Origin of the sequence: Methylomagnum ishizawai, assembly GCF_900155475.1 — a bacterium.
Lineage (GTDB): Bacteria > Pseudomonadota > Gammaproteobacteria > Methylococcales > Methylococcaceae > Methylomagnum > Methylomagnum ishizawai_A.
Genome location: NZ_FXAM01000001.1, coordinates 939,828 through 959,021, shown reverse-complemented (window position 1 = coordinate 959,021; position 19,194 = coordinate 939,828). Strand labels below are relative to the sequence as shown.

Genomic DNA, 19,194 nt, shown 5'->3' with positions numbered 1-19,194 from the left:
ACTCACCGCCGTCGGTTAAGCATTTCGAGAAGAGTGGCGGGAATCCTGTCGAGGGGCAGCGTGCGCCCGGCCGCGCCGATCCTGCAAGCTTCCCCCGGCATTCCCCACACCACCGAGGTGGCCTCGTCCTGGGCGAGCGTCCCCGCCCCCGCGTCGCGCATGGCCTTGAGTCCTTGCGCCCCATCCGCGCCCATGCCGGTCAGCAACACGCCGACCGCCTCCGCCCCCGCCACTTCCGCCACCGAGCGGAACATCACATCCACCGAGGGCTTGTGGCGGTTGACCGGCTCGCCGTCGTCGAGCCGGGCGCTATAGCCATCGCCGCGCCGCAACACCCGGAGGTGGCGGTTGCCGGGCGCGATATAGACGGTCCCGGCGGCGAGCGGCTCGCCATCTTCCGCCAGTTTGGCCCTCAGCGCCCCGGCCTGGTCCACGTGCTTGGCGAAGGAGGCGCTGAAGGCGAAGGGCAGGTGCTGGCTGACCACCACGGGCGGCGTCTGCGCGGGCAGTCCCCGCACCACCACCTTGATGGCCTCGGTACCGCCGGTCGAAGCGCCCACCGCGATCAAACCCCGCCGCGACGGGGCCACGGCCAAAACCGGAGAGGCGGGCTGCCTGCTCCCCGGTTCCAAAGCCCGCACCGGACAACGGGCGGCAGTACGGACCTTGCTAATGATTTCCGCCGCGTAGTCGGAAATATCCCCGCCCAAGGCCGCGGCGGGCTTCTGCATGAAGTCCATCGCGCCATAGGCCAGGGCTTGCAAGGTGGTTTCCGCGCCCTCCGCGGTCAGGGTGGACAGCATCACCACCGGCATGGGCCTAAGGCGCATCAGATTACGCAGGAAGGTCAAACCATCCATGCGCGGCATTTCCACGTCCAGGGTCAACACGTCCGGATTCAACGCCTTGATCTTGTCGCGGGCGTCGTAGGGGTCCTGGGCCATGCCCACCACTTCAATATCCGGGGCCGCATCGAACACCCTGCCCAGCACCGCCCGCATCAGGGCCGAATCGTCCACGATCAACAACCTAATTCTATTCATGGCCTTGCTCAAAACAGGTCCACCTCGCCTTGCACCTCGACATCCTGGATGGCGTCGCGGTACTTCAATTCGCGGCCTAGCACCGTCGTGGCCGGAACGTCCTTGAGCTTCTTGACCCGCACCCGGCCCGAGGCGGGATAGAACACCACCTTGCGCGGATAGATATCGCCCAGGTCGCTCGCCAGCACGGGCATCCGCTCGATGGCCAGATAGTCGGTGACGAAACGGATATTGCGCTCGCCCACATCGCTCAGGGCCGGCATGAGCTTGCCGCCGCCGAACACCTTGACCTCCAGGTTCTTGCGTTGGCCACCGCGCCCCAGGATGGCGTTGATAAGATGCTCCATGGCGTAATTGCCATAGCGGGTGGCGGAACCGATGATCTCGGAGCGCTCGTCCCGCAGCCGCTCGCCGGTGATCGAGGGCAGCATGAAATGGTTCATGCCACCGATACACAAAACCCGGTCGCGGATACAGGCCGCCACGCAGGAGCCCAGCACCGTCACGATTTGTTCGTCCTGGGCGGTGACGTAATATTCGCCGGGCAGGATTTTGGCGATGGCCATGCTTTCGCCCTCGTCCCAATAGCGCCTCACCGCCTCGAAACCGGGCAGGCAGGCGGCGAGTCTGGGGTCGCCGTGCCTCATGGCGCGGCCTCCGGCTTGCGGTACATGGTCTGGCCCAGGTTCTCGAAGCGATGCGCAAAGGTGTGCAGCGACTCGGAATGGCCGATGAACAAATACCCGCCCGGCACCAACAGGTCGAAATAACGCCCGATCAAACGGGCCTTGGTCGGTTGGTCGAAATAGATCAGCACGTTGCGGCAAAAAATAAGGTCGAACGGTCCTTGCAAATCCCAAGGGCCGATCAGGTTCAATTGCTGGAAATGCACCAGGTCGCGCACCGCGTCCTTCACCTTCACCCGGCCCTCGTGCTGGCCCCCGCCCTTGAGGAACCAGCGCCGCAGCCGCTCCTGCTCCAGACGGCCCACGCTGTCGGCGTCGTAGACCCCGGCCGCCGCCGTCGCCAATACCCGCGTATCCAAGTCGGTGGCGAGGATTTTCAAGTCCCAGCCGCCGAGGCGGGTGTCGGCCTCCAACAAGGTCATGGCGATGGAATAAGGCTCCTCGCCGGTGGAACAGCCCGCCGACCAGACCCGCGCCCGGCGGGAAGCGGCGTTGCGGCGCAGCCAGTGCGGCACCACCTGGGCGCGGAGATAGTCGAAATGGTGGTTCTCGCGGAAGAACGCGGTGAGGTTGGTGGTGATGGCGTTGATGAACTCGGTGAATTCCGGGCCGGCCTGGTCTTCCACCATCGCGCAATAATCGCGGAACCGGGTCAGGCCCAAAGCCCGGAGCCGCTTCGCCAGCCGGGAATAGAACATATCGAACTTGTCGTCCGGCACCCTGATCCCCGAGTAGGCGAAGGACAAGCTCCGCAGCCGCTCGAAGTCCTCAAGGCCGTATTCGAACTCCCGTAAATAGCCGGGTTTATTGGCCGGGGCGGACATGGTGGGCGCTCCGCTCAACGGGATGGAGGATCGCCGGCCGACCCGGCGAGACCGAACAAGCCGGCCAAACCCAAACAGCCCGCGACCCTTTGGAACTCGGGCGAAGGCCGGTCCAGGCGGGGCGGTTTCCCGGCCTGGCGGGCGCTCTGCCATAGCACGGCCAGCAATTGCAGGGCGGCGGTATCGATCCGCCCGACTTGGGAAGCGTCCACCCACACCGGTTCGGGGTGGTCCAGGGCGGCCAAGACCTCTTCCTTGAGCGTCCCCGCGTTCTCCATGGTTTGTAGTTCGGCCAATACGATCTTGTTCATAACGGATTCTGTCGTCGTTGTGGTTGCGAGTGGCGCTAGGCCAGTTGCACCTCGATCCCGTCCCAGTCGCGCTCGGACAGCAAGGCGTCGGCGTTCAGCAGCATGGTCATCCGCTCGCCGGGCAGGATGCCCTTGAGATAGCGCATCTGGACCGCCGCCCCCAAGGCCGGTGGCGGACGTACCGCGTCGGGCCGCACATCCAGCACATCGGACACCGCGTCCACCACGATGCCCAGCGCCTGCTCCCCGCCTGCCGGGGATTCCAGGCCCAAGATCACGATCACCGTGGTGGCGGTATATTCGCCCCGCGCCATGCCGAAGCGCTCGCGCAGGTCCATGATCGGCAAGATGGTGCCCCTGAGGTTGATGACGCCCTTGATATAAAGCGGCGCTTCCGGCAATTCCCGCGCCGGTTCCCAGCCCTTGATCTCGCGGACCTTGAGGATATCGACCGCGTAGGGTTCGCCCGCCAGTTCGAAGCTCAGGTATTGGCTGGGTACGCCGGTTTCGGCCCCGGCGCTGGCCACGAGAGTATTCATATCAAAACTCCTCCCACTCATCGCCCGTGCCGCCCACCACCGCCGTTTTCGGGGTCGGGGCGGGCGGCGGGCTATAGGCCCGCGGCTTGGCATTGGGGGATTGCGGTGGCCGGCCCAGGCTGCCGCGTTTTTCGACCACGGTCAGCAAGGCCACGATCCCGTCCGACAAGCCCTGGAGTTCGCGGAAATCGGCCTCGGCGGCCAGGGCATCGCCACGCTGCTGCTTGTCGATGATGGTGCGTACCAAGCCATGCATCTTTTCATGCTCGGCCTCCAACTCGCGCATCTCGTGCAGATGGCCGTATTGCTTGAGCCCGGTCGAATACAACCATTTCCCCAGGTCGCACTCCCGGTGCGAAACCGCCTGGGCCATCGTCAAGGACTCCCGGCCCGCGAGGAAGTCGCGGATGCGGACCTTCCAGGCCAGATGCTTGCTGCGGGCCATCGAGAAGTCCAAGGACGCGGTGGTGGCCTTGGCCGGGCGCTTGGCCTGGGCCGTGTCCTCGGTCTTGAAGAAGCCCACCAACTGCACCATGTTCTTGGCCTGTTCGCACATGGACACGCTGGCCGCCGACGCCTGTTCGGCCAGGGCGGCGTTCTGCTGGGTGATTTCGTCCATCTGCGCCACGGCCCCGTTGATCTGCTGGATGCCCTGGGCCTGTTCGCGGCTGGCGGCGGCGATCTCGGACACCAGGTCGCCGGTTTTCTGCACGCTACCCACGATGTCGTTGAGCATCCCGCCGGATTGGGTCACCAAGGCGGAGCCGGTACCGACCTTGTCCAGGCTGTTCTGGATCAGCTCGCGGCTTTCCTTGGCGGCCTTGGCACTACGCTGGGCGAGGTTGCGGACCTCGGTCGCCACCACCGCGAAGCCGCGGCCCTGCTCGCCCGCCCGCGCCGCCTCCACCGAGGCGTTCAAGGCCAGGAGGTTGGTCTGGAAGGCGATTTCGTCGATGGTGCCGATGATATTGGCGATCTTGGCGCTGCTGTCGTTGATGTCGCGCATCGCGGCCACGGCCCGTTCCACTACATCCCCGCCCTTTTGCGCCAAGTCGCGGGCGACGCTCGAAACCTGGTTGGCGGCGATGGCGTTCTCGGCGTTCTGGTTCACGGTGCTGGTCAGTTGCTCCATGCTGGAGGCGGTCTGTTCCAGGCTGGCGGCTTGCTCCTCGGCGCGTTGCGAGAGGTTGTTGTTGCCGGCGGCGATTTCCTGCGAGGCGTTGTAGATGAAATCGGCGGCTTGGCGGATTTGGCCGAACACCTCGCTCAGCTTGGACTGGGACTGCATCAGGTTGGCGCGGAACTCGGCATAGACGCCCTCGTAGCCATCGTAGCCGGTGCTACGGGTCAGGTCGCCCTCGGCCATGCCGCGGATCACCCGGCCAAAATCCTTGAGGGACAGTTCCACGTCCTCGGCCACCAGGTTCAGCCCCTCGCCCATGCGCCGGGTGAAGCCGGTCCGGCCTTCGACATCGATGCGATGCTGTAAATCGCCGACCCGGAACGCGGTCAGCAGCGTGCTGACCTGTTCTTCCACGGCCACCTGGTCGGTGCGGTCGTCCCATTCCATCACGGTGCCGATGCGCTTGCCGCGCCCATCGGCCACCGGATTGGCGATGAAGGAGAAGCTCCGCCCGGCGACGCCGATCTCGCTGCGGTGGATATCCCTCAGCCCGGCCAGCAACCGCCGCTGATGTTCGGGATGCGGGTGGAAGGCATCGATGTTCGCGCCCAGGATTTGGTCGGCATCGAAGCCGGGAAGCACCTTGCGCAAATCGGATTCGGCCCGTTTGAACATGGCTTGCACCGCCCGGTTCATATAGATGATGCGGAACTCCTCGTCGGCCACCATCACGCCGGCGCTGGCATGGTCGAGCGCGGTCTTGATACGCGAGGCTTCGTCCGCCACGCGCCGGAGTTCGGCCACGTCGAAGCCGAGCCGGGTCTGGGTGCAGCGCAGGGCGTTGATGGCCATGGCGCATTCATCGTCGCCCTCGGCCTCCAGTTTGCTGGTGAAATTGCCCTGGGCGATTTCCATGAGACTTTCGGCCACATGCCTCACGGCCACCGTGATCCGCGTCAGGATATAAGCCAGCAACGCCCCGCCCGAAAGCGCCAGGGCCAACGCCGACCCCGCGCCCAGGCCGCGCAGGCCGGGCCCGGCGGCATCGCCCGCCCATAACAACCCCGCCGGAATGACCGCCCCCGCCAGCAGCGATATCCCGGCTATCCACCCGAGCGCATGCATCGACAGCCGGGGCAAGGGGTTCAAGCGCTGGATCAAGGGGGGTTCGAGGGTCTCGCCCGCGTTCATCCGCCGATAGCGCTCGGTGGCCGCCTCGACCTCGGCGCGTTCCGGCCGGGTCCGCACCGACAGGTAGCCGACCAGTTCGCTCCTTTCCCACAGCGGCGTGATATTGGCCCGCACCCAATAGAAATCGCCGTTCTTGCAGCGGTTCTTGAGGAGGCCGACCCAGGCCTTGCCCGCTTTAAGGGCGTCCCACAACTCCCGGAATACCGCCGACGGCATGTCGGGGTGGCGCACGATGTTGTGGCTCTGGCCCAGGAGTTCTGGTTCGGTGAAGCCGCTGATTTCAATAAACTCGGCGTTGGCATAGATGATGACGCCCTTGGGATCGGTTTTGCTGACGATGAGGGTGCCTTCGCCCAGGAGGCGCTCGACATCGGTGACCGGCAGGTTGGTTTTCATGGGTTTGCCCCTCCTCGGAGGCTAGTGATGGGCCGAGAGTTCGGCTTGGGCCTGGACCGGAACGGGCCGCTCTTCCAGGCGCAAGAGCTTGTCCACATCGAGCAAGGCCACCATGCGGCCATCGAGGGAAGCGATGCCCTTGACGAATTCGGCCCCGATGCCGCCGCCGAAGTCCGGCGCGGGCTGTACCGCGTCCCGCGGCAGATCGACCACATCGGCCACGGCGTCCACCACCACGCCCATGATCTTGTCGCCCCGTTCCTGCTGGGTTTGCAGGATCACCACCACCGTGGTGGGTGTATAGACCGGCTGCCCGACCTCGAAGCGTTGCCTGAGGTCTAGGATCGGCACGATGGCCCCCCGCAGATTGATGACGCCTTTTTCATAGCCCGGCGCGTTGGGAATCCGCGAAACCGGCTCCCAGCCCCGGATTTCCCGGACCCTGAGGATATCCACCGCGTATTCCTCCGTGCCCAGCACGAAGGTGAGATGTTGCGGGCCGCCGTCGGGCCGGTCCTGCGCCTGTGTGTGTGCCTGTCCGCCCATCTTCTAATGCCTCGTTTGCGCGGGACGCTCCTGCCGGGCCAGCCGCACCAGCCCCGGAATGTCCAGGATCAAAGCCACCGAGCCATCGCCCAGGATGGTCGCGCCGGAAATACCCTCGACCCGCCGGTAGTTCTCCTCCAGCGATTTGATGACCACCTGTTGCTGGCTCAGCACGTTGTCCACGAACAAGCCGCATTTCAAGCCCTGGCCCTCTACCACCATCAACAGCCCATCGGTCAGCTTGACGGCGTGACCGCCCTCGACCCCGAACACTTCGTGCAACCGGATGATGGGCAGGTATTCGCCGCGCAGGCGGAAGGTCTCGCCCTTGCCGGTAAAGGTGTTGAGCTTGTCCTCGGTGAGGCTGATCGATTCGATGATCGACACCAGGGGCGCGATATAGATTTCCTTGCCCACGGCCACGGTCTGCCCGTCCAGGATGGCGAGGGTCAAAGGCAAGTGGATGGAGAAGGTGGAACCCTGGCCGGGCTGGGTCTTGAGTTCGATGCGCCCGCCCAGGGCTTCGATATTGCGCCGCACCACGTCCATGCCCACCCCGCGCCCGGACACCTCGGTCACTTGCTCCGCCGTGGAAAATCCCGGATGGAAGATCAAATCGTAAAGCTGGGCGGGCGGCGGATGGGCCTGGGGTTCCAGCAAGCCGCGCTCCACGGCCTTGGCGAAAATCCGGGAAGCATCCAAGCCGCGCCCGTCGTCGGACACTTCGATGACGATGTTGCCGCCGCGGTGATAGGCGTTGAGCAGGACCAGGCCGGTATCGGGTTTGCCCGCCGCCACCCGCTCGTGGGGCGCTTCGATGCCGTGGTCCAAGCTATTACGCACCAGATGCATGAGCGGGTCGGCGATCTGCTCGATCACGGTCTTGTCCAGTTCGGTTTGTTCGCCCATCAGCCTGAGTTCGACGCGCTTCCCGAGTTTGCCGCTGATATCGTGGACCAGCCGCGGCATCCGGCTGAACACGAAGCTGATCGGCAACATGCGGATATTCATCACGCTCTCTTGCAGGGCGCGGGTATGGCGTTCGAGTTGGGCGAGGCCGTTTTGCAATTGCTCCAGCCGGTCCATGGTGAAGGTTTCGCCCAGGAGGCCCAGCATGGATTGGGTGATGACCAATTCGCCGCAGAGGTTGATTAATTGGTCGATCTTGGCGGTATCCACCCGGATCGAACCGCCGCCGGCGTTTTTGGTGCCGGTTTCGGGCTGTGGGACCGATGCGGATTGGACCGCCGCCGCCATGGACGCGGCTTCCTGTGGAGCCGGAACCGGCACTGCCGCCGCCGCCAATGCCGCCAATTCAGCCAAGGACCGCACCGCCAGATCGCAATGGTCCTCGACCCAGGCGAAGGCTTCGTCGATATCGGCGCGGGCCACCTTGCCATACAGCTTGAGTTCCCAGGCGAGGTAGCAGTCCTCGATATCCATTTCGTCGGCACTGGGCAGGAACCCCAGTTCGGCATCGACCTCCAGACGCCCCAACCCGGCCAGTTCGCGGAAAATCCGGGCCGGATCGTTGCCGCTGCGGAACAAGTCGCGGTGCGGGCTGAAAACGATCTGCCAACCCTCGTCCCGGTCGGCGGCCAGGGCCGGGACCGGGACCGGGACCGGGGTCGGCGCGCCCACCGCATCATCCGCTAGCAACCGCTCCAAGGCCGCTTGATGGATCGCCACCGCCGCCCGGTCCACGGGCCGGCCGGACTGGCTGGCCCCCAGCATATCGCGCAGGCAGTCCACCGAACCCAACAGCGCCTCGACCGCCTGGGCGGTCACGGGCCGCCGTCCTTCGCGCATCTCGTCCAGCAAGGTTTCCAAATGGTGGGCGAAATCGGCCACCGCAGTGAAACCAAAAGTGGCGCTGCCGCCCTTCATGGAATGGGCCGCCCGGAAGATGGCGTTGATCGCCTCGGGATCGGCATCGCCGGTTTCGAGGCCCAGCAGGCCGCTCTCCATGATCGCCAGTCCTTCGAGGCTTTCCTCGAAAAAGACCTGATGAAACTGAGCCAAGTCGATGGCCATGGGAGATACTCCGGAGGGACGGTCGGCCTAGCCCAACACCTTGCCGACGGTTTTGAGGAGTTGGTCGGGATTGAAAGGCTTGACGATCCAGCCGGTCGCCCCGGCCGCCTTGCCCGCCTGTTTCTTGGCGTCGCCGGATTCGGTGGTCAACATCAGGATCGGGGTGAATTTATAATCCGGCAGCGCCCGCAATTCCCGGATCAGCGCGATACCGTCCTTGTTGGGCATGTTGAGGTCGGTGATCACCAAATCCACCTTGCGGGTCTTGGCCTTGCCCAGCGCCTCGACACCATCGCTGGCCTCGACCACCTCGTAGCCCGCGCCCTTGAGCGTGAAAACCACCATCTGCCGCATCGAGGCCGAATCATCCACAGTCAGTATGCTCCGCATAATCTTTACACTCTTATTGGGGTCTGTGGCGCGGCATGGGGCGGGCCTGGCACCGCGCCGGATTCATAGGACAAATCCTGGGTTGGAAAGCGCGGGATCACAGGCCCGCACGACCTCCTGTATCCAGCCTCCCGCAACCGGACCACCGGATTCCCATAGCCCCGCGCCCACGGCGGGCTGTCGGCCCGAAGCCCAAGCCGTATCGCAACTGCTACGTTATGGAAGGTCACGGGTTAGAGTGTAGTCGATGCCGATTCTTTTTGAAGAAGCGTGGACCCGGTCGCGCCAAGCCCAAGGAATGGCACCGGGACCGGGGAAAACGGCTTGCCAGCCAATCGGGCGTTTCGCTAGCATCTAGGACTAGGCGGGCCGGTTCCCAGGTCCAAGCACGGGATCGCGGCCTTGGAAACCGGGCCGACGGGGCCGCATCCGGTCCGCTCAGGGGGGCGGGAACACTCTATAACAACCCTCATAGGCGCGGACCACCCCGGCCCACGCCACCCGCCGCCTCCAAGCCGGCCCCACTGGGCGAGCCGCCGCCACCGCATACAACAAACATAATTCCATCCAATGAACGCGCTGCTGTCCTACATCGAAAAGCTGCTGGTCGGAATCTTCGTCCTGGGCTTCCTGGCTTTGATCGCCATCGGGGTGTTGCGCTACCGCGAGGGCGAATCCGGGGAAGGCGGCGCCACTTGGCACCAAGCCAAGAAGCACAACACCATCGAGGGCTACCTCGAATTTCTGCGCGATTGCCAATCCTGCGCCCATGAAACCGACGCCATCGCCGCGCTGGACGAATTGCAGCACGGTTTGGGATTGGTGGCGCGGTTGGCGCAAGGCCATTTGGAGGAACGGGCCAGCGTCGCCCTGCCGGTGTTCTCCTCCGACGGCAAGACCCTGCTGGCCCTGGGTGGCAAGGAACCGCACCTGTGGGACGCCAATACCGGGACGCGCCTGCCCTTGGAAGAAGGAAGCTTCGCGATCAAGGGCGGGGACGCCATCACGGCCCTGGCCTACGCGCCCGATGGCAGCTGGGTCGCGGCGGGGCTGTCCGGTGCCGAGAACGGCAATATGCTGGTCTGGGACCGCCAGAGCGGCGGCTTGGTGGGGGAACACCTGATCGACGGCTTCGACGCCCAAACCCTGGCCTTCGAACCCCGCGCCCAAACCCTGGGCTGGCTGGCCCATGGCCCGCTCGGCATCTGGGAACCCCTCACCGGCAAATTCCTCCGCGCCACCCACGAGGGGGCCAGCGCCTTGGCCTTCACCCGCATGGACAAGAGCCACACCCTGATGGTGACGGCGGCGGGCCGGGAAATCTGGTTCTGGGAACCCGCCACCCTGGAACTGGTCCGCCAAGCCGTGATGAAGACCGACCGGACCTTGTTGGGCCTGAGCCAGGATGGCCGGGTGGCCGGTTATGCCGAGGGGCCGGTGCTGGAATTATGGGATGTGCGGACCGGGGCGTGGATCGCCACCTTGCAAGACCACGACGGCGATGCGCTGGCGTTTTGCCGGGATATCAAGAAGGGCTGGATCCTGGTCGGCACCCGCACGGGTAGCCTATACCTGTGGGATACCAAGCTCCCCACGGCGCTGGGACGGATCGCGGCCCACGAAGGCCCGGTCGAGCAACTGGCCTGTTCAGGCAAGGGACGGGCGGTTTCGATCAGTTGGGATAGCGCCAAGATTTGGGATTTGGACAAGCTGAGCAAAATGCCGGTCGAAAAACCCAAGTTTGAGGAATAAACCGGGGTAATCATGACGCCCGGCGCATCGTAGTTTTACGTATTTTCCTGGAATTGGACGGAATGATTTAATTTCCACCGCGCAAACTTGACTGTGATCCGAATTGATGATTGTCGCACCGGATCGACCGGAAGTCGCGATCAATGACTTAACCCACCTATCGGCGCTAGCGCCCGGAGTTTACGCTCCGCCCGCAGGTTCCCCAGAAGGTAGGGGCTTCCCCCCCAATCTATGCCCTTACCTTCTTTTTTCCCGCCCCCAACCAGATTCCCGCCAGCGACCCATGGCATCGAAACGATGGCCGGGTCATAAACCCATACCGGCATCCCTGATCCAACGCATGAACGCTATCGCCCGCTCGGGGGCCATGGCGAAGCCTTCCGGCGAGAAATCGAGGTCCAGGAACCGGGTATAACCGGCCAGCGCCGCGCAGCCATTCCAAGAAGCATTGAAAAAGCCCATCGACCATTCCCCGTAGTCCCTGGACTCCACCGGCCCGGAACGCAGTTCGACGATCTGCCCATGGCGGGGGTCGGCGGCGATATCGCGCCAGACCGGCTCCAGCTCCCCGGCCTCGCCCTCCAAGACCTGGAGGAAGATGGGTTCCTGGTAGACCAGCATCCCGGTGATGCCATGCCGCCGGTTGCGGTCGCGGGATTTCCGCAACAACAACACCAAATCCCGGTCCGAAAACGGCCTTATGGCCCGGCTCGCGTAAATCACCTGCACCAGCATTCCACCCGCCTCCCCGGCAAAATCAAGGCACCGCGCCCGAATACGCACCGCTCCCCGCCGCCACCGGCGGTCCAAGGTCCGCGCCAGTCCGGGCATGGACCCAATAGATCACGATGATTCCCAGGGCGATCAAACCGACCTGCTGGAACGCCTCCCGCGCCGTGGTGCGCCGGTGCAGGCTGGGAATCAAATCCGCCACCGCGATATAGACGAAACTCGACGCCGCCAAGGCCAGGATATAGGGCAAGGCCCCGTGCAAATGCTCCAGCCCGAAATAGGCCAGCACTCCGCCCACCAAGGTCGCGAGGCTGGACAGCAGGTTATAGAGCAAAGCCTTGGCGCGACCATAGCCGCTTTGCAGCAGGATGGCGAAATCGCCGAGTTCCTGGGGAATCTCGTGCGCCGCCACCGCCAGGCTGGTGACCACCCCCAACTGGATATCGGTGAGGAACGCCGCCGCGATCAGCACGCCATCCACGAAGTTATGGATGCCGTCGCCCACCACGATCAAGGTGCCGGCCGGCTGGTGGAAATGCTCCTCGGCGTGGGTTTCGCAATGGTCGGAATGGCAATGCCGCCACAGCAGCAGCTTTTCCAACAGGAAAAAGCCCAGGATACCGGCCAGCACGGTCGCCATCACGGTATCGCCCCCGCCCGCGCCCACTTCGCGCAAGGCATCGGGCAACAGGTCGAGGAAGGCCACGCTCAGCAACGCCCCCAGCGCGAAACTCACACCATGGGGCAGGATGCGCGGATGGTGGCGCTCGGGAATCAACAGGAACAAGGCGGCGGCGGCGACGCTCAACACACCGCCGATCAAGGTGAAGAGGACGATCCAGAGAAACAAGGTCATGGGGGATTATTCGCGCCAGATCAAGGTGGCCATGCGGCCCGTCTCGCGGTCGCGCCGGTAGGAGAAAAAATCGTCGGGGTGGCCGTGGGTACACCAGCCGCCGCCGTGGATGTCGGTAATATCGAGCCGGTCGAGGACCACGCGGGCGAGTTGGTAAAGATCGGCCCGCCACTGGCCCGCGCCCAGCGGGCGGAACCCCGTGGCGAACCCGGCGTCCTGGGCCAGGAAGGCGGCGCGGACCTCGGCGCCGACCTCGAAGGCTTGGGGACCGATAGCGGGGCCGAGCCAGGCCATCAGGTCGCGACCGCCGATGGCCGCGACCGTGGCCTCGATCACCCCGCCCAGCAAGCCTTTCCAACCAGCATGGGCGGCGGCGACGGTGCCGCCATCGCGGGAACACAGCAGCACCGGCAGGCAATCGGCGGTCATCACCGCGCAGACCACGCCCGCCGCCTGGGTGTAAGCGGCATCGGCGGTAAAGCTATCGGGAGCGTCGGCCCGCACCACGCGGATGCCGTGGACCTGGCTGAGCCAGACCGGCTCGGCGGGCAAATCCAAGGCGGCGGCCCAGCGGCGGCGGTTCTCGGCGACATGGGCGGGTTCGTCGCCCACATGCGTCCCGAGGTTGAGGCTGGCATAAGCCGCCACGCTGACGCCGCCGGCCCGCAAGCTACTGGCGGCGCGGACACCGGGCGGCGCGGGCCAGTCGGGCGTGATCCAGCGCACCGCCATCAGCCCGCCCTCAACACGTCGAGCAGCCCGGCGAAATCATCGGGCAGCGGCGACTGCCATTCGCAATACTCCCCGGTCGCGGGATGGACGATGCCCAGGATTTCGGCGTGCAGGGCTTGGCGCTTGAACTCTTGCAGACAGGCGATCAAATGCGGACCGGCCCCCGGCGGCAACCGGGGACGCCCGCCATAGACCGGATCACCGACCAGCGGGTAATCGATGTGGCTCATGTGGACGCGGATTTGATGGGTACGGCCGGTTTCCAATTGCACCCGCAGCAAGGTATGGCGGGGGAAACGCTCGGCCACCCGGTAATGGGTCACGGCGGGCTTGCCGTCGTTGCGGACGGCGTAGCGTTTGCGGTCGCGGGGATGGCGGCCTATCGGCGCGTCCACGGTGCCGCCCGCCGTCATCGCCCCTTGCGCCAGGGCCAGATATTCGCGCTGGACGCTGTGTTCCTGGAGTTGTCCGACCAGGGCGTTATGGGCGGCCAGGGTTTTCGCCACCATTAAGAGTCCGCTGGTGTCCTTGTCGATGCGGTGGACGATGCCGCAGCGGGGTATTCCGGCCAGTTCCGGGGCGTGGTGCAGCAGGGCGTTCTGCAAAGTGCCGTCGCTATGGCCCGCCGCCGGATGCACCACCAGGCCGGCGGGCTTGTCGATAATCAAGATGTCATCGTCCTCGTGGACAATCTCCAGCGGGATATCCTGGCCCACCACGGCGGTGTCCGGCTCCACCTCGGCCTGGAGGACCACATATTCCCCGCCCAGGATACGGTGCTTGGGCGGCAACACCGCGCCGTCCACCTTGGCCGCGCCGCTTTTGATCCAGGTTTGCAAGCGGCCCCTGGAAAAATCGGGGAATATTTCGCTCAGGGCTTGATCGAGCCGCAATCCGGCCAAGGCCACGGGAATTTCGGCGGTGAGGGTTTGGAAGGGGTTCACTTTTATGGACTCGGGAATTCGGGGTATACTGCGACCGTTACGTCTATCGTTACGGCCATGTTGAATTATTCGGATATTTCGCGCGGAAAACGCTGGGTCGGCTGGGTTTTGGCCCTATCCCTGCTATTGGGTGGCTGTTCTTGGTTCGGTAAGAATAATAAGGAGGAGCCCGACGAATACGCCGATTGGACCGCCGAAAAGTTCTATACCGAAGCCAAGCAGAATCTGCTTGAGAAGCGCTACGACAAGGCGGTGAAGCTCTACGAGAAGCTAGAGGCCCGCTACCCCTTCGGGAAATACGCGACCCAAGCCCAGCTCGACGTGGCCTACGCCTACTACAAGAACGACGAACCGGACTCCGCCATCGCCGCGACGGACCGTTTCATCAAGCTGAACCCGACCCATCCCAACGTCGATTACGCTTATTACCTCAAGGGATTGGTGAATTATAACCGAGGCATCGGCTTTATCGACCGTTTTCTCCCCACCGACTCCTCGCAGCGCGATCCCGGCTCGGCCCTCGACGCCTACAAGGAATTCGAGGAATTGCTCCGGCGCTTCCCGAATAGCCGCTATGCCGAGGACGCCGGACAGCGCGTCGTTTCCCTACGCAACAACCTCGCGATGTATGAAATCCATGTGGCCGATTTCTACATGCGCCGGGAAGCCTATCTCGCCGCCGCGCGGCGCTGCATCGAAGTCATCCGCAAATACCAACGTACCCAGGCCGTACCCCTGGCCCTGCGCACCCTGGAGGAAGCCTACCGCAAACTGGGCCAGAACGATCTGGCCGACGATGCCGCCAGGGTCTACAGCCTCAATTATGCCCAGGGCGTCCCCGGCCAGGCCAAGGATTTGGCCGAACCCTCCGCGGTCGAGCGCCTCTGGCAATTCGTGGGCTTGGAGGAATAAGCCCCCACCGCCTTCCCGCCCCGAATCCCCATGACCACCCCCGCCTCCCCTATCGATGTGCTTTGCGTGGGACATGCGTCCTACGACCTGGTGTTCGCGGTGCCGCGCCACCCGGAAGCCGACGAAAAAATCTTCGCCGACAGCCTGATCGCCTGCGGCGGCGGGCCCGCCGCCAATGCCGCCGTTACCGTGGCGCGGCTCGGGTACCGGGCGGCTTTCGCGGGCTATCTGGGCCTGGACGCCCATGGCGAACTGCATCACGCCGAATTGCTGCGCGAGGGCGTCGCAACCGGCTGGATCGCGCGGGGCACTGCGCCGACGCCGCTCTCGACCGTCTTGGTGAAGCCGGATGGTCGCCGCGCCCTGGTCAACTACAAGGGCGATACCCGCCCGCTGCCCGCCGACACCATCGATTTTTCCACCATCGCGCCCAAGGTCGTGCTGTTCGACGGCCACGAACCCGAGCTATCCGCCCCGCTCCTCGCCCGCAAGATTCCCAGCGTGCTGGACGCGGGTTCGCTGCACCGGGGGACCGAGGCGCTGATGTCTGCGGTCGATTACCTCGTTTGTTCCGAGAAATTCGCCCGGCAATGGCTGGGGGAGGACGATCCGCGACGCGCCTTGGCCGCGCTGGCCGAACGCTCGCCCGCCGTGGTCATCACCCTGGGCGAACGCGGCCTGATCTGGCGCAAAGAGGGCGAATCCGGGGCGCTACCCGCGTTCCGGGTCGAGCCGGTGGACACCACCGGCGCGGGCGACGCCTTCCATGGTGGCTTCGCGGCGGGATTGGCGGCGGGATTGGATTGGCCGGGCTTGCTGCGCTACGCCAGCGCGACAGGGGCGTTGTGCTGCGAACGCTTGGGAGCGCGGCCCGGTTTACCGGACCTGACCCGGCTGCGCGGCTTATTGGAAAGCCAAATTTGAATCCGCGCCGCCGCCGTCACAAAAGTATTGACATCGCCGTTTTAACCTTGAAAGCTAAGTGGTTTAGGAACCCCCGGAAGGGGATTTCATCGCCTCGTGTTCCCAAGGGTATGAGGCCGACAATCTGGTCCCCAGGCGGGGGACCGATCATCAGTTCTTGATCTCCGTGCCATTCGTTGAGCAGCTGATGGATTTAATGAGGATGGCACAGCGTTCTGCACGGTGTTTTTCAGATGATGAATATCTATGTCGGCAATTTGTCATACCAGCTCAGCAGCGAGGAATTGCGCGAGGCTTTCGAGCAATTCGGCGAGGTCAGTTCCGCCAACGTGGTGATGGATAAACTCACCGGACGCTCCAAGGGCTTCGGCTTCGTGGAGATGCCCGACCGCGCCAGCGGCGAGGAAGCCATCAAGCAACTCGACGGCGCCCCGCTCAAGGGCCGCAACGTGCGCGTCAACGAAGCCCGTCCGCGTGAAAACCAGGGCGGCTTTCCGCCGCGCCGCGCTCCTCGGCGGGCCTGATGCCACCCAGACCGCCGTCCCGCCCGTGGCCAAGCACGGGCGGGACGGCGGTTTTTCCCCAACGCCCCGTCACCCCACCCCCCGGCCCGGTACCATCGGTGTCTTGTGCGCCCGCCACCCCGGCACTATGCTTGCCGACCTCCACCACGACGGCGCACCGGCCACCACAGGCCGGCGATCCGCATTTCCGACACCCGACCGCGAGCCTCCCATGAACGCCCCATCCTTCGTCCACGCCCTCACCTTGATCTCGGGATTGCTCTGCCTCGGCGGTTGCGCCAGCAACCCGCCCGCCCCGGTCCACCGCGCCCCGGACCCTTATTCCCGCGCCCCGGACCCGGCCCCCGCCGAACCGCAAACCGAAAGCGAATATCCCACGCCGGTAGGGGCTTATCACGCCCGTTATCTCACCGGGGATTATGCCGGGTATCCCGCCCTCGAAAACTTCATCGAGCGCATGGTGGCGCATCACGGGTATGGCCGGGAATATCTCTACGGCCTGTTTTCCCAAGCCCGGCGCAAGCAATGGACCCTGGATTATCTCAGCCGCGAACCCAAACCCGGCGCCAAACCCAAGCCCGGTAGCTGGACCCGCTACCGCGGCCAATTCCTCGACGAAAAACATATTTCCACCGGGGCGGCGTTCTGGGCCCAACACGCGGGGGCATTACGGAGGGCCAGCGCCCAATACGGGGTCAGCCCGGAACACATCATGGGCATCATGGGGGTGGAGACGATTTATGGCGGCAACATCGGCAACCACCGGATCATCGACGCCCTGACCACGCTGGCTTTCGATTATCCCCGGCGCGGCGATTATTTCGCGGAGGAACTGGAAAACTTCCTGGTGATGACGCGGCAGGAAGGCATGGACCCGTCGCGGCCCGTGGGTTCCTATGCCGGGGCGATGGGCTTGGGGCAATTCATGCCCAGCAGTTTCCTGCGCTACGCGGTGGATTTCGATGGCGACGGGCGGCGCGACCTGTGGGACCCGGAGGACGCCATCGGCAGCATCGCCAACTATTTCGCGGGGCATGGCTGGAAGGCCGGGGAGCCGGTCACGGCCCCCGCCTCGGTGGGGGGACCGGGCGCGGAAGGACTCGAATGCGGCTTCGACAAGGTTTATCCGCTCTCGACCCTGGCAGGCTACGGCATCTACCCGAGTTTGGATTACCCGGTGGAAAAGGCCCGGCTGTTGCGGCTCAAGGCAGTGGACGGCGACGAATACTGGTTGGGCTACGATAATTTCTATGTCATCACCCGCTACAACCACAGCACCAACTACGCGATGGCCGTGCATCAGCTGGCACAGGCAGTGAAGCAGCGTTATTCCAAGCTGGCCTCGCGCTGAGGCCGATACCCGTAGCCCGGATTCCACCGCGTTCCATCCGGGCTACGCCACCTCAAACCCCGCCGGTCGCGAATAGTTGCCGCGCCAATTCCCGCACCGCCTTGCCGCGGTGGCTCAGCCGGTTCTTTGCCTCCGCCGCCAGTTCCGCCGAGGCACAGCCGCATTCCGGTACAAAGAACAAAGGATCGTAGCCAAATCCCCCCTCCCCCCGCGGCCCATGCAGGATGCGCCCTTCCCAAATCCCTTGCGCGATCAAGGGACTGGGATCGGCGGCATGGCGCAGGAACACCATCACGCAACGGAACCGGGCCGTCCGCAGACCGTCCGGCACCTCGCGCAGCGCTTCCAACAGCTTGGCGTTGTTCTCGGCATCGCTGGCGGCGACCCCGGCATAACGGGCCGAATACACGCCGGGCGCACCGCCCAACGCATCGACCTCCAGCCCGGAATCGTCGGCGATGGCGGGCAATCCCGAATATTTGGCGGCGTTGCGGGCCTTGAGGATGGCGTTCTCGACGAAGCTCAAACCGGTTTCCTCGGCTTCGGGAATATCGAAAGCGGACTGCGGCAGGATTTCGATATTCCCGATGGCCGCGCCCCCATCATGATCTGCTAATATAGCTGCGATCTCGCGGACCTTCCCGGGATTATTGCTGGCGAGCAGGATTTTTTTCATCGTTGGCAAATCATAAAGTGGCTGGAAAACAGCGTCCCCCAGCGCCGGTATGCGCCCCTCGCGGACACCGGCCCGGAAACTAAAACACTACGACAAGAGGAGTTGATCATGAGTAAGATATTGACCGAGGTTCTGAGCGCCAACCAAGGCTATGCCTCCACTTTCGATAAAGGCCATCTGCCACTGCCGCCGGCCCGTGGCTTCGCCATCCTGACCTGTATGGATGCGCGGCTCGATCCCGCCAAGTACGCCGGGCTGTCCGAGGGCGACGCCCACGTCACCCGCAACGCCGGGGGCCGCGCCAGCGACGACGCCATCCGCTCCCTGGTGATTTCCCATAAGCTGCTGGGCACCCAGGAATGGTTCGTCATCCACCATACCGACTGCGGCATGGAGTTGTTCACCAACGACATCATGGCCGATCTGCTGGGCCAGAGCCTCGACACCGCCACCATCGATGCCAGCGGCTGGCACGACGTGGGCAAGGGTCCGGGTTCCGCCGATGGCAAGTACATCAACTGGCTGACCATCAAGAACCAAGAACAGAGCGTGGTGGAAGACGTGCTACGCATCCGCAACCATAGCCTGGTACCCAAGTACATCCCGATCTATGGCTTCATCTACGATGTGAAGACCGGCAAGCTGGTCGAGGTGCCGGACGCCATGAAGGCGGGCAGCCCGCTGTAAGGCGGACTGCTGGCGGGGGCG

20 protein-coding genes are annotated in these 19,194 nt (G+C 64.5%); 6 read left to right on the top strand and 14 right to left on the bottom strand.

Annotation, left to right across the window (positions count from 1 at the left end; all coding sequences use genetic code 11):
• Positions 1-2: 2 nt before the first annotated feature.
• From B9N93_RS04350 to B9N93_RS04310, 9 genes are read right to left on the bottom strand one after another with little or no spacing between them, the layout of a single operon-like run.
• Positions 3-1,043, bottom strand: coding sequence for a protein-glutamate methylesterase/protein-glutamine glutaminase (locus B9N93_RS04350; protein WP_085216167.1), 1,041 nt, complete (start codon positions 1,041-1,043; stop codon positions 3-5).
• Between the two features lie 8 nt (positions 1,044-1,051).
• Positions 1,052-1,690 carry a chemoreceptor glutamine deamidase CheD gene (gene cheD, locus B9N93_RS04345; RefSeq protein ID WP_085211214.1) on the bottom strand — a complete coding sequence of 213 codons (639 nt, stop codon included), beginning with the start codon at positions 1,688-1,690 and terminating at the stop codon, positions 1,052-1,054.
• Positions 1,687-2,553: a CheR family methyltransferase gene (locus B9N93_RS04340; protein WP_085211212.1), complete on the bottom strand. Its 867-nt coding sequence runs from the start codon at positions 2,551-2,553 to the stop codon at positions 1,687-1,689. The genes cheD and B9N93_RS04340 overlap by 4 nt, the downstream gene beginning before the upstream one ends.
• A 14-nt stretch (positions 2,554-2,567) precedes the next feature.
• The gene (locus tag B9N93_RS04335) at positions 2,568-2,864 is read right to left on the bottom strand and encodes an STAS domain-containing protein (protein WP_085211210.1); all 297 of its coding nucleotides are present in this window, start codon (positions 2,862-2,864) and stop codon (positions 2,568-2,570) included.
• A gap of 35 nt (positions 2,865-2,899) precedes the next feature.
• Entirely contained in the window at positions 2,900-3,403 is a 504-nt protein-coding gene (locus B9N93_RS04330; protein WP_125468833.1) for a chemotaxis protein CheW, read from the bottom strand.
• Position 3,404: 1 nt separating this feature from the next.
• Complete coding sequence (locus B9N93_RS26685) at positions 3,405-6,113, bottom strand: methyl-accepting chemotaxis protein (RefSeq protein WP_085211206.1); 2,709 nt, start codon at positions 6,111-6,113, stop codon at positions 3,405-3,407.
• A 21-nt stretch (positions 6,114-6,134) separates the two neighbouring features.
• On the bottom strand, positions 6,135-6,659 hold the full coding sequence (locus B9N93_RS04320; RefSeq protein WP_085211204.1) for a chemotaxis protein CheW: 525 nt from the start codon (positions 6,657-6,659) through the stop codon (positions 6,135-6,137).
• 3 nt (positions 6,660-6,662) lie between these two features.
• A complete protein-coding gene (locus tag B9N93_RS04315) occupies positions 6,663-8,693 on the bottom strand; it encodes a chemotaxis protein CheA (protein ID WP_085211202.1) in 2,031 nt (676 codons plus the stop codon).
• A gap of 27 nt (positions 8,694-8,720) precedes the next feature.
• Positions 8,721-9,086, bottom strand: coding sequence for a response regulator (locus tag B9N93_RS04310; RefSeq protein WP_217807340.1), 366 nt, complete (start codon positions 9,084-9,086; stop codon positions 8,721-8,723).
• A 567-nt stretch (positions 9,087-9,653) separates the two neighbouring features.
• On the opposite strand from B9N93_RS04310, the gene B9N93_RS04305 reads away from it, so the two are divergent.
• Positions 9,654-10,835 carry a WD40 repeat domain-containing protein gene (locus B9N93_RS04305; RefSeq protein WP_085211199.1) on the top strand — a complete coding sequence of 394 codons (1,182 nt, stop codon included), beginning with the start codon at positions 9,654-9,656 and terminating at the stop codon, positions 10,833-10,835.
• A gap of 306 nt (positions 10,836-11,141) precedes the next feature.
• Here B9N93_RS04305 and B9N93_RS04300 read toward each other — a convergent pair whose 3' ends face one another.
• Genes B9N93_RS04300 through rluD form a run of 4 tightly spaced genes read right to left on the bottom strand, consistent with a single transcriptional unit; the run spans position 11,142 to position 14,099 of the window.
• Positions 11,142-11,564: a BLUF domain-containing protein gene (locus tag B9N93_RS04300; RefSeq protein ID WP_176225118.1), complete on the bottom strand. Its 423-nt coding sequence runs from the start codon at positions 11,562-11,564 to the stop codon at positions 11,142-11,144.
• 28 nt (positions 11,565-11,592) lie between these two features.
• On the bottom strand, positions 11,593-12,423 hold the full coding sequence (locus B9N93_RS04295; RefSeq protein WP_085211195.1) for a ZIP family metal transporter: 831 nt from the start codon (positions 12,421-12,423) through the stop codon (positions 11,593-11,595).
• Between the two features lie 6 nt (positions 12,424-12,429).
• Positions 12,430-13,155: a peptidoglycan editing factor PgeF gene (gene pgeF / locus B9N93_RS04290; protein ID WP_176225117.1), complete on the bottom strand. Its 726-nt coding sequence runs from the start codon at positions 13,153-13,155 to the stop codon at positions 12,430-12,432.
• Positions 13,155-14,099, bottom strand: coding sequence for a 23S rRNA pseudouridine(1911/1915/1917) synthase RluD (gene rluD, locus B9N93_RS04285; RefSeq protein WP_176225116.1), 945 nt, complete (start codon positions 14,097-14,099; stop codon positions 13,155-13,157). The genes pgeF and rluD overlap by 1 nt, the downstream gene beginning before the upstream one ends.
• A gap of 57 nt (positions 14,100-14,156) precedes the next feature.
• Between rluD and B9N93_RS04280 the strand changes: the two genes are divergently transcribed.
• The 4 genes from B9N93_RS04280 (at position 14,157) to mltB (ending at position 17,810) form a co-directional block, all read left to right on the top strand.
• The gene (locus B9N93_RS04280) at positions 14,157-15,011 is read left to right on the top strand and encodes an outer membrane protein assembly factor BamD (RefSeq protein WP_085211191.1); all 855 of its coding nucleotides are present in this window, start codon (positions 14,157-14,159) and stop codon (positions 15,009-15,011) included.
• A gap of 30 nt (positions 15,012-15,041) precedes the next feature.
• Positions 15,042-15,935, top strand: a complete 894-nt coding sequence (locus tag B9N93_RS04275) for a carbohydrate kinase family protein (RefSeq protein WP_085211189.1) — start codon at positions 15,042-15,044, stop codon at positions 15,933-15,935.
• Positions 15,936-16,168: 233 nt separating this feature from the next.
• Positions 16,169-16,459, top strand: coding sequence for an RNA recognition motif domain-containing protein (locus tag B9N93_RS04270; RefSeq protein ID WP_217807267.1), 291 nt, complete (start codon positions 16,169-16,171; stop codon positions 16,457-16,459).
• A gap of 211 nt (positions 16,460-16,670) precedes the next feature.
• Entirely contained in the window at positions 16,671-17,810 is a 1,140-nt protein-coding gene (gene mltB, locus B9N93_RS04265; protein ID WP_085211187.1) for a lytic murein transglycosylase B, read from the top strand.
• A 52-nt stretch (positions 17,811-17,862) separates the two neighbouring features.
• Here mltB and rdgB read toward each other — a convergent pair whose 3' ends face one another.
• Positions 17,863-18,486 (bottom strand): RdgB/HAM1 family non-canonical purine NTP pyrophosphatase, encoded by a 624-nt coding sequence (gene rdgB, locus B9N93_RS04260; RefSeq protein ID WP_085211185.1) that lies wholly within the window; start codon positions 18,484-18,486, stop codon positions 17,863-17,865.
• Positions 18,487-18,594: 108 nt separating this feature from the next.
• On the opposite strand from rdgB, the gene B9N93_RS04255 reads away from it, so the two are divergent.
• A complete protein-coding gene (locus B9N93_RS04255) occupies positions 18,595-19,173 on the top strand; it encodes a beta-class carbonic anhydrase (RefSeq protein ID WP_085211183.1) in 579 nt (192 codons plus the stop codon).
• Positions 19,174-19,194: the final 21 nt, after the last annotated feature.